Below are 10230 nucleotides of genomic sequence, written 5' to 3' on the forward strand. Positions count from 1 at the left end.
CATTTTTGGGACTTCAAATTTAGCCTTAAAACTCCTCTTTTCCTACGGAAAAAACGCCTTTTGACATGCGTTATCACTTGCTTGGCTAAATTGTGCAGAGAACAGACAGGAGCTTTAAATGTTTGCCAGATCGCTGCTAAATATGCGGCAGGCTTAGAGGTTATCTTTTACAGAAATAGCCGCAGCTTTATTGGCAGGGCGAATAGAAACCAGCATCGTAATGACAATGATAGCCAGCGCCGTAAAGATAAAATCTGTCACTTTCATTTTCACAGGATAGGCTTCTACCACCGAGGAGGCAATACCCATGCTAACAATGCTGAAGTTTTGCTGTAAGTTGCAGATAAGCATGCCCAGCGTAAGCCCGTAAGCCGCCCCGATACAGGCCACCAGAGCCCCTTCCATCAGAAACACATTGCGGATGGCTTTAGCTGTTGCTCCCATAGAGGCAAGTATGGCAATGTCTTTTTTCTTGTCGATGACCAGCATCGAGAGCGAGAAGAAGATGTTAAGAGAGGCAATACCAAGTATAAAGGCAAAGGTAATGAACACGAAAAGCTTTTCGACCTTCACGGCACGCAGCAGGCTGGTGTGCTGTTCATCAGAGTTCTGCACTTTAAACTCTGCCCCCAGCAGCTCCTGCATGCTCCGCTTTACCTGTTCTATTTTAAAGCCCTGCTCCACTTTTATCTCGATGGCAGTGCGCCGGCGGCCATACTCCAGCAGCTCTGCAGCAAAGTTAAGGGGCACAAACACATAGGAGTCGTCGTACTGCCGCTCGATGGCAAAAATACCGCCTGGCAATACGTTCAGGCTATTAAAAGAGGCTTCGGGGTTGAGGGGATTAAACTTAACGTTGCGCGGATACAGGAACTGCAAAGGCACAAACTGGTTAGTGGGCTTGATGGATAACTGGTACTGCACTCCACGGCCTACCAATGCCCGGTACTTGTTGTTGAAGTATAAATCTCCAGTGCCTTCCACTACAGCCGAATCTATCTCGTTTTGCTCAAAATAGTTTTCGCTAACGCCTTTGATTTTTACCACCATCTGCCGGTCGTTGTAGCGTAGCAGCGTGTTGTCTTCTATCACCTCCGATACCACGGCCACACCCGGCGTATTGCGGATACGATTCATGAACTCGGTATCCGTTTCAAAAGACTTTCCTTCTGCGGCTGTTACTTTCAGGTCAGGGTCAAAGCTAGAGTAAATCTCCCGGATCAGATCTTCGAGGCCGTTAAACACCGACAGCACGATGATGAGCGCCGCCGAGCCTACCGCCACCCCAATCATGGAGATGTTGGAAATAATGCTGATGATGTTCCTCTTCTTCTGGGAAAAGAAGTATCGCTTCGCTATAAGAAAAGGTACATTCATCTAATTCGCATTCGGTTTTCGTTGTTCGTGTATTGTTGGTAACACTTGCTGCTGTGTAGTAATGGCTACAAATGTTTCATCATCCTAACTTACAACTCGTAACTCAGAACTCTAAACTAAAAAATCTATTTCCAGGCTTTTACAATCAGGCCGGTGCCGGATTTGTGGTTGCCGTTTACATCCATCCAGTTCAACATTAAGCTGATAGGGAAGGTAACCAGGTAATAGAACGGCAGCAGCAGGAAGAAAACTTTAGACACGTTCAGCAACAGCATCGGGTACTTCATCGACAGGCGCCATGAGATCTGCCCTGGCTTTCCGTAAGAGTAACGGGCCGCTACTTTGCTGAAACCGGCCCTTCTTAGTTTTTCCTCGATCTCGTGTATGTTGTAGCCGTCGCGTACGTGCTCTTCTATAAAAGAGGCTTCGTCGCTGCCATGCACATCCGAGCCACCCTGGTCAGAAGGAGTGGAGATAACCAGCATGCCACCCGGACGCAGCGAGGCATGGAAGTTTTCAAACACTTCCACATCTTCCAGAATATGCTCCATCACATCAACCGACAGTATCAGATCGTAGCTATCGGGCTGGCGGTACTTCACCAGGTCTCCAATCTTAAAGAGCACGTTCTGGCGGCCGATGGTACGCATAAAGCAGTTACTATCGGAAATCTGCTCTTCCTTTACATCCACAGCAAGTATACTCCACCTGCTGCTCATGCCGGAAAGGTAATACGTGTACTGGCCAAAGCCGGAACCGGCATCCAGGATGTACTGCTCTTTGCCACGGCGGTTGGTTGCCCACTCCCGCAGCTCTTTGTGCACATGCCACGTGCGCAGCAGCAGCAGGTCTAGCAAATTGTAAAATACACGGCGCAGGAAAGGGGTCTTGTTGAAAACATCACCAAGCACCCGCTTTATCGGATCATACTGCATAAGGGTGTTCTGCGGCTATCAGGCTTACTTGTTAGGATACGTTTCATCGTCCTCGTCGTCCTCACGCGCAGGCGGGATTTCGAGGTTATCAAACAGCTTATCTATTTTGGCGGCATATTCGGCGGTATCATCCAGGTAGAAGATAAGCTCTGGTATGATGCGTGCCTGGCTCTTGATGCGCTGCGCCAGCAAGTGCCGAATTGTTTTCACGTTAACGCGAATCTCGTGCAGCACGGCCTCCTTGTTTTCTGCCAGCATAACGCTGAAGTAAACTTTAGCTACCCCCAGGTCTGGCGACATGCGCACCACACTGATGGATATATAAGCTCCTCCAAATAAATGCGGGACTTCCCGCTGAAAGATATCAGCCAGTTCTTTTTGAATCAGGCGCGAGAATTTCTGTTGTCTTTTACTTTCCATACGAAGATGCAAATATCATATTAATTTCGCATTTTTACCCCAAAAGGCCCCTACTCATTTCGAGTTTGGTACTTTTGTAAACGCTACTAAGACAAAGACATCTGCTGTTTTGGCAACCAGTAAGGCACCGCTTAGGTATGCAAAGGCGCAAAATAGATGATTGCGGGCGTGTCTTTTATCTTTTGCATAGCGTTAAATACGCTGTTATATAGTTTCTTCTAACTCTGTCTTTCCTTGATTAGTTACTTCCGTAGCATACTGCCTTCCCGCCTTATCCTGCTTATCCTGCTTTTTCTGGGGCTACAACTACCGCTTATCCTGCTGGGCATACCGGGCACAACACCGGAGCTGCTGCAGATGCTGGTGGGCGAGCGGCTCGGCGACGGCTACAGCATGTACCGTGAAATTTACGACAACACTGCCCCACTTACAGCGCTGGTGCTCTGGCTGCTGGACCTGATGGCCGGGCGTTCTTTTCTGGCGTACCGGCTTACGGCCATGGGCCTGCTGCTGCTACAGGCCTTGCTGTTTAACTACAACCTGAACCGCCACAACGTTTATGTTAGCAACAACTACCTGCCCGCCCTGCTGTACCTGCTCTTAGGTAGCCTGTCTTTTGAGTATAACATGCTCACGCCGCTGCTCATTGGCAACACGTTTATTATCCTTTCGGTGCCATACATTATCACCCTCTCCCGGGAGGGCTACGATAACAACCGCCTCTTTGTGGGAGGATTCATGCTGGGGCTGGCTGCCATGAGCTACCTGCCCCTGGCTTTGTTCTTGGTGGTGGGTGCGTTTGCCGTGCTGTTTTTTGCTGCCAGCACGTTCCGTAGTATGATGCTGATGTTCTGCGGTTTTGCTTTTCCGTATGCGATGCTGCTGACGTATTACTTTTATACCAATACAGTACCTGAGTTTATGGAGCTGCACCTGCTGCGGCCCTGGCAGCTGCAGGTGGCTTTTCTGCGCCCGCCTACTGATGTTGCCATTCTAATGAGCATTCCGGCCCTGTTGCTGCTGCTATCGCTGTTCAGTGCGGCTTCGCTGCCGCAAAGGCTGGTGTTTCAGGTTAAGTTTCAGCAGCTGATGTGGGTATGGCTGATCGTGAGTTTGCTCGTTATCTTTACCCGCGACGAGATTTCCCTTGGCACCTTTGTGCTGGTACTGCCGCCTATTGCTTATTTCAGTCAGTTCTTTTTTACCTCTAACCGCAAAGCCTGGATGCTGAACACGGTATTTATGGTGGTGTTGGCGGGGGTGGTGCTACTGCGCTACCGTTCGGTGCTGGGGCTGCAAGACTTCTTATTGGTGGATGAGTCGCCGCTACTGCTGCATGAAGAGCAAGTGGTAACCGTGCCGGTGAAAAACAGCACCGTGCTGGTGCTGGGGAACGACATAAGCTACTACGCCCACAATAAACCCGTAACGCCTTACCTGAACTGGAAACTGGCCCAGCGCCACTTCGGGCGGCTTAGCGAGTACCGGGCCATCTTTCTGCTGCATGAGAATATAGCGCATGAGCAGCCAGCTTATATCATCGACAAAGTTGGCCTTATGCCTGAGCTAGCCTACAAGCTGCCTGATGTATTCGGTAAGTATGAGCAAACCAAAGACCCGAACATTTACAAGCTGAACTAAGGCGGGAGCTTCTTGGCAGTTTGAGATCTGCACAGCTCTTGCTCCACTGGCGAGCTAAAGCCTGTACTTTTCCGCTACGAAAGCTGAAAGCTTTCCTTATGATAGCCACAAGATGAAATCTTGCGGCAGGGAAGTCTTTATCGAGCTTATTCGGTGAGGCAGATTATAGACAGCATGAGCCGCCTGGCGCAGAATAGAGAAGCTCTCGCTCGCCTCTGGCGAGTGAGGATAGTTGGGTGGGGCATCCCGGCACCTGTGCCTAGAGGCACTAACACGGCGGCCGGAATCCGCCTATATAATTCACACGTGCCAAAGGCGAGCGAGAGCAGAATGCTTTACCTTGCCGCTACGAAAGCTGAAAGCTTTTCTTATGGTAGCCACAAGATGACATCTTACGGCAGGTTGATAGGAACTGGCTCAACTCATCAACCTTATACCTACAGCTGTTACGCATAGGGCGTTCTGCATGGGAAAGGTGAAACAAACCAAGTATAAACAGCAAGAGCCACCCTTATCAGGCGGCTCTTGCTGTTTATACTTGTAGCTGGCTTATACTTAGCAGGTAGCAATTTTGTCTACTCTGGTCTGGTGGCGGCCACCTTCAAACTCAGTTTGCAGAAATGCTCTTACCATTTCTTTCGCTACATCTTCTGAAACAAAACGTGCCGGAATGCATAAAACGTTGGCATTGTTGTGCTGTCTTGCCAGTTCAGCCAGGTCTACCTGCCAGCAAAGTGCGGCACGTATCTCCTGGTACTTATTAGCGGTAATCGCTACGCCATTGCCGCTACCGCAGATCAGGATGCCAAAATCCACCTCTTTGTTTACCACGGCTTTTGCCAGTGGGTGCACGTGGTCCGGGTAATCTACGGATGCCTCTGAGTCAGGGCCGAAGTCCCGGATCTGATGGCCCAGCCCTGCCAGCACCTCTTTCAGCATGGCTTTGTAAGTATAACCGGCGTGGTCGCCTCCGATTGCAATAGTAAGTGCCATTAGTTTGTATTTTGTTCGTTAAGTCGCTTCAGGTCTTTTTTACGAATATTGTGCGATATCTGTATACTTACTTCATAGAGCAACATCAGCGGCATAGATATAAGTATCTGGCTTATCACATCCGGCGGTGTAATAATGGCACCAACCACTAAAATGATAATCAGCGCGTGGCGACGGTACAGCTTCATTGTCTCCGGCGATACCAGCCCTGCTTTTGTCAGGAAAAACACGATCACCGGCATCTCAAACATAAACGCACAGGCCAGGCAGAGCGTGGTTAGCGTGGAGATGTAAGACGAAAGGTCGAACTCGTTGATGATGGTGGGGTCTACCTGGTAGCCTGCCAGGAAGTTGATCGAAATTGGCGAAACGATATAATAGCCAAACAGCAAGCCCATCAAAAACAGGATAGACACAAAGAATACTGCTCCCTCCGAGTTTTTACGCTCCTGCGGGTAGAGGCCCGGCTTCACAAAACGCCAGATCTCCCAGAAGGCATACGGAAACGCGCAGGCCAGGCCCAGGATAACCGACACCAGCAGGTGCATGGCAAACTGCCCGCTCATCTGCCGGCTCTGTATCGTAAAGCCCATTTCTGTAAAGCACAGGGCATCGGTCCCGAAATACTGCCCTACCTCGCACATCACCCGATAGCTCCAGAAGTCGGTGCGCGACGGAGCCAGAATGATGTCATGAAACACAAAGCTCTTCGCCAGAAAAGCTATGGTCGCAAAAACAAAAATAGAAGCGCCTGCTCTTATCAGGTGCCACCGCAATTCCTCCAGATGGTCTACAAAAGACAGTTCCTTCGGTTCATCTTCTACATAGGGTTGATCCATTAAAAGCGGCTCCTTTTATACTTAATTTTAGTAAGCAAACAGCGGATACTCCTGCATCCACTTATTAATATCGGTACGTACTGCACCAATTTTGCTGTCGTTATCGTGGTTGGTAAGCACGGCATCCATGTACTCCACAATACGGCTCATGTCATCTTCTTTCAGGCCGCGTGTTGTAATGGCTGCTGTACCTACGCGCATACCCGAGGTAACGAACGGCGATTTATCATCAAACGGCACCATGTTTTTATTGATGGTGATATCAGCCTTAACCAGTGTGTTTTCTGCCAGCTTGCCTGTGATGCCTTTCGAGCGCAGGTCAATCAGCATCATGTGGTTGTCTGTGCCACCTGAAATGATGTTATAGCCACGGGCTACAAAAGCCTTGGCCATGGCCTGTGCATTGGCCTGCACCTGCTTTACATAACCCAGGTAATCATCAGAAAGTGCCTCGAAGTATGCAATGGCCTTTGCTGCGATCACGTGCTCCAGCGGGCCACCCTGCGTACCCGGGAATACAGCGCCATCCAGCAAAGACGACATCATACGCGTTTCGCCTTTCGGTGTTTTCAGGCCAAACGGGTTTTCGAAGTCTTTGCCCAGCATGATCATACCGCCACGTGGGCCACGCAGTGTTTTGTGGGTAGTGGTCGTTACGATATGGCAATGCTCAAACGGGTTGTTCAGTAAACCGCGGGCAATCAGGCCGGACGGGTGGGAGATATCTGCCAGCAGCAGGGCACCTACTTCGTCGGCAGCTGCGCGCAGTTTCTTGTAATCCCAGTCGCGGCTATAGGCGGAGGCTCCGCAGATGATTAATTTCGGTTGCTCGCGGCGTGCGGTTTCTACTACTTTATCAAAATCAATCAGGCCGGTTTCCTGCTCTACACCGTAAAACGACGGGTTATACAGTTTACCAGAGAAGTTTACAGGGGAGCCGTGCGTTAAGTGGCCGCCATGCGACAGGTCGAAGCCCAGGATTTTATCTCCCGGCTGCAGCACTGCCAGCATTACCGCTGCGTTGGCCTGTGCGCCAGAGTGCGGCTGCACGTTTACCCATTCTACACCAAAAAGCTCTTTTGCACGATCAATGGCCAGCTGCTCTGACTGGTCTACTATTTCGCAACCGCCATAATAGCGCTTGCCCGGCAGGCCTTCGGCATACTTGTTTGTCATCACGCAGCCCATGGCCTGCATCACCTGCTCCGATACAAAGTTTTCGGAGGCGATCAGTTCGAGGCCGTGCGTCTGGCGTGTTTTCTCTTTTGCGATTAAGTCAAATATGGCTGTATCTTTTTGCATCAGTAGGTTGGTTTTGTGAGCTATCAAAATTAAAGCTTGCTCCCGAATAAACCAATGTTTCAGAAGTTTATATACGTGGTGCAGGCGGCACTCAGATTTACCTGCGCCTATACTTTGTTTAAAGACGCTAGTTTTCAGGCAGGTAATGTATAACAGCACTGCTTTGCAGGCACCAATAGGCGGCCACTGCTGCACAATTATGGCTTCTGTCTTTTTTAGCTGCTGCCTGCTTTAGAGCGCGTTACCTGCCGTACGGCCTACGCTGCCGGCTGGTTTTAAGGTTAGCGCCGTAAGGGCGCTGTATAAGTACTGCACATAAAAAAAGCGGCCCGATGCTTTTGCACCGGGCCGCTTTATACTTGTTCTTTCTGTACTTACTGCTTTACAACTTTCACCTGGCGAACGTTGCCGTTCTGCTCCACTGTAAGTATGTATAAGCCGCTGTTCAGTTTATCGTATACAGGCAGCTGCACATCGTTCTGGCCCTGCTTCAGGTTTTCCTTCTTCTCGTATACTTGCTTGCCCGACAGGTCGTGCAGGATTAAGGTTGCCTCGCCTGCTTCCGCTACTGTTAAGAACACTTTAGAGTTGAAGTTGATCGGGTTAGGCGATACCAGCACCTGCATAGTGGTTGTGCGGGCTTTTACAGTGGCCGCCACTACTTTGCTGTAGGCTTCAGTACCATCCAGGTCTACTTGTCTTAAGCGGTAGTAGCGTGTGCCAACTGCTGCATTGTGTACGAACTCATAATTAATGGTTGAGCTGCTGTTGGTAACCTTGCTCTTCACTTCTCCTACCTTCACAAAGTTGCCGTTCTCGCTGTCAGATATCTGTACCTCGAAATGTGAGTTGTTTTTCTCTGAAGCTGTTTTCCAGTGAAGTAATACACCTTCATTTACAACATCTGCAGTAAAGGCCATCAGTTCTACCGGAAGCGCAACTGCGTTACCTGAAAGAGGTATAGCCTCTGAGTCTCCTTCAGTAGTGTGATTGAGGTTACCGCTGTGAGCTCCACTTGTTCTAGGGAAGTATCTCACAAAAACAGTTGTCTCGTCTAGTCTTCCTGTTAACTCATCCGACATTGGGATGACTAAGAATGATTGATAACTATCTTCTGTACCTATTTTCGAAATTTGAAACTCATCTGGTGCTGTAATAAAAACTTCGCCAGCTAAATTAACAGCAGATATAGTATAGGTTTCTGGTTGTGAAGCCACTCCCTGTCCAGTTCCAAACTCAGGAAAGTCATACACAAGTGTCATTTCAGGTCTCAGCACTGTAAAATCTTCCCACATAACAGAGCCTTCGCTTGTAGAGATTCTGATTGAACCACTACCTGCATTTACAGGCACTCTTACCTGCATTTCTGTTCCGTCTGCAGAAATAGATATAACCTCACCTTCTATGCGTGCCTCGTTTACACGATAGTTACTGAACTCTACCAATGTGCCGGCTGTACCACCGTTAAATCTTGTACCGGTAAAAGTAACAATTTGCAAAATTCTGCTTGTGCGCGGCTGCAGGTCTGTTACAGCCAGCACACCAGAAGTACCGCTTACTGTTATTGTCTCGCTATCACCTTCAGTTGTGTGGCTGATAGTGCCGCTGTGCGGACCATTATCAATTGGCAGGTAACGTACATAAATCGTAGTTGGCGCTATATCGCCATCTACCGCATCTAGCATTAGCAGGCTTACATACGAGTTAGCCTCACCCGTGGTAGAGAGCTGGAAATTGTCAGGAGCTGTAATGTTTACATCCTCTCCTTCTGCCAAGTCGTTTGCCGATAAAGTATATGTTTGTGGCGCAGAAGGCACACCTACAGCTGTACTAAATGGCTGCAGGCTACCATCTATGATAATGTCTGGCCTCAGCACTGTAAAGTTGCCAAAAGTTGTGCTGCCATCTGTTGTTGTAAGTATGATACTACCTGAATCAGCATTGGTAGGCACTACCACAGATACAGAAGTTTCACTAGATGCTACAACTACCCCTGCAACACGAGGGTCTCCTATAACAATGTTATTAAATGTAACTACAGGGTCTACATCTCCTACTTTCAATCTTTCACCTGTGATTACGATAGTCTGACCTAGGCGAGCTGGGTTAGGGTTAACTCCAGCGAAAACAGGATCTCTAGATAGTACCGTGAAGCTCTCCGCGCTGGTGGCTGTGCCGCCAAGGGTGGTGATGGCAATGGCTCCGGTGGTGGCTCCCTCAGGAACCTGGATGCGCAGCGTCGTCTCGTCATCCAGGACGTAGGCTGCCTCCGTGCCGTTGATGGTCACGCTCTGAACATCCACGAAGTTCGTGCCCGTCACCGTCACGATGTCGCCTATATAACCTTCAGTTGGAGTGAAGGAAACGATTGTTGGCTCAGGGTAAAGAACAGTGAAGCTCTCCGCGCTGGTGGCTGTGCCGCCAAGGGTGGTGATGGCAATGGCTCCGGTGGTGGCTCCCTCAGGAACCTGGATGCGCAGCGTCGTCTCGTCGTCCAGGACGTAGGCTGCCTCTGTGCCGTTGATGGTCACGCCCTGCACATCCACGAAGTTCGTGCCCGTCACCGTCACGATGTCGCCCACATAGCCCTCGGTTGGGGTGAAGGAAACGATTGTTGGCTCAGGGTAAAGAACTGTGAAGTTTTCCGCGCTGGTGGCTGTGCCGCCAAGGGTGGTGATGGCGATGGCTCCGGTGGTGGCTCCCTCAGGCACCTGGATGCGCAG

8 protein-coding genes are annotated in these 10230 nt (G+C 49.7%); 1 reads left to right on the forward strand and 7 read right to left on the reverse strand.

The genetic code is table 11. The features are described 5' to 3' along the window. Positions 1–153 precede the first annotated feature (153 nt). The 3 genes from ACFQ2O_RS00435 to rbfA form a co-directional block, all read right to left on the reverse strand. Positions 154–1377, reverse strand: coding sequence for an ABC transporter permease (locus tag ACFQ2O_RS00435; RefSeq protein ID WP_377521997.1), 1224 nt, complete (start codon positions 1375–1377; stop codon positions 154–156). Positions 1378–1502: 125 nt separating this feature from the next. Further along, the gene (locus ACFQ2O_RS00440) at positions 1503–2312 is read right to left on the reverse strand and encodes a class I SAM-dependent methyltransferase (protein WP_377521998.1); all 810 of its coding nucleotides are present in this window, start codon (positions 2310–2312) and stop codon (positions 1503–1505) included. A 24-nt stretch (positions 2313–2336) separates the two neighbouring features. Continuing rightward, positions 2337–2732: a 30S ribosome-binding factor RbfA gene (rbfA, locus tag ACFQ2O_RS00445; protein ID WP_377521999.1), complete on the reverse strand. Its 396-nt coding sequence runs from the start codon at positions 2730–2732 to the stop codon at positions 2337–2339. A 234-nt stretch (positions 2733–2966) separates the two neighbouring features. On the opposite strand from rbfA, the gene ACFQ2O_RS00450 reads away from it, so the two are divergent. Next, on the forward strand, positions 2967–4373 hold the full coding sequence (locus ACFQ2O_RS00450; protein WP_377522000.1) for a hypothetical protein: 1407 nt from the start codon (positions 2967–2969) through the stop codon (positions 4371–4373). A gap of 555 nt (positions 4374–4928) precedes the next feature. Here ACFQ2O_RS00450 and rpiB read toward each other — a convergent pair. The 4 genes from rpiB to ACFQ2O_RS00470 form a co-directional block, all read right to left on the reverse strand. Continuing rightward, positions 4929–5366 carry a ribose 5-phosphate isomerase B gene (gene rpiB / locus ACFQ2O_RS00455; protein ID WP_377522001.1) on the reverse strand — a complete coding sequence of 146 codons (438 nt, stop codon included), beginning with the start codon at positions 5364–5366 and terminating at the stop codon, positions 4929–4931. Continuing rightward, positions 5366–6205, reverse strand: coding sequence for a twin-arginine translocase subunit TatC (tatC, locus tag ACFQ2O_RS00460; RefSeq protein ID WP_377522003.1), 840 nt, complete (start codon positions 6203–6205; stop codon positions 5366–5368). The genes rpiB and tatC overlap by 1 nt, the downstream gene beginning before the upstream one ends. Positions 6206–6232: 27 nt before the next feature. Continuing rightward, positions 6233–7507 (reverse strand): serine hydroxymethyltransferase, encoded by a 1275-nt coding sequence (gene glyA / locus ACFQ2O_RS00465; RefSeq protein WP_377522004.1) that lies wholly within the window; start codon positions 7505–7507, stop codon positions 6233–6235. A gap of 374 nt (positions 7508–7881) precedes the next feature. Next, positions 7882–10230: IPT/TIG domain-containing protein (locus tag ACFQ2O_RS00470; protein WP_377522007.1), on the reverse strand; the 2349-nt coding region annotated here is incomplete at its 5' end.

Source organism: Pontibacter rugosus, assembly GCF_042678745.1.
GTDB classification, from domain to species: Bacteria; Bacteroidota; Bacteroidia; order Cytophagales; family Hymenobacteraceae; genus Pontibacter; species Pontibacter rugosus.

What these genes read in the sequence shown, in the direction of transcription:
- ACFQ2O_RS00435 (WP_377521997.1), bottom strand. Translation starts at nt 1,377, where the DNA reads ATGAATGTACCTTTTCTTATAGCGAAGCGATACTTCTTTTCCCAGAAG.
- ACFQ2O_RS00440 (WP_377521998.1), bottom strand. Translation starts at nt 2,312, where the DNA reads ATGCAGTATGATCCGATAAAGCGGGTGCTTGGTGATGTTTTCAACAAG.
- rbfA (WP_377521999.1), bottom strand. Translation starts at nt 2,732, where the DNA reads ATGGAAAGTAAAAGACAACAGAAATTCTCGCGCCTGATTCAAAAAGAA.
- rpiB (WP_377522001.1), bottom strand. Translation starts at nt 5,366, where the DNA reads ATGGCACTTACTATTGCAATCGGAGGCGACCACGCCGGTTATACTTAC.
- tatC (WP_377522003.1), bottom strand. Translation starts at nt 6,205, where the DNA reads ATGGATCAACCCTATGTAGAAGATGAACCGAAGGAACTGTCTTTTGTA.
- glyA (WP_377522004.1), bottom strand. Translation starts at nt 7,507, where the DNA reads ATGCAAAAAGATACAGCCATATTTGACTTAATCGCAAAAGAGAAAACA.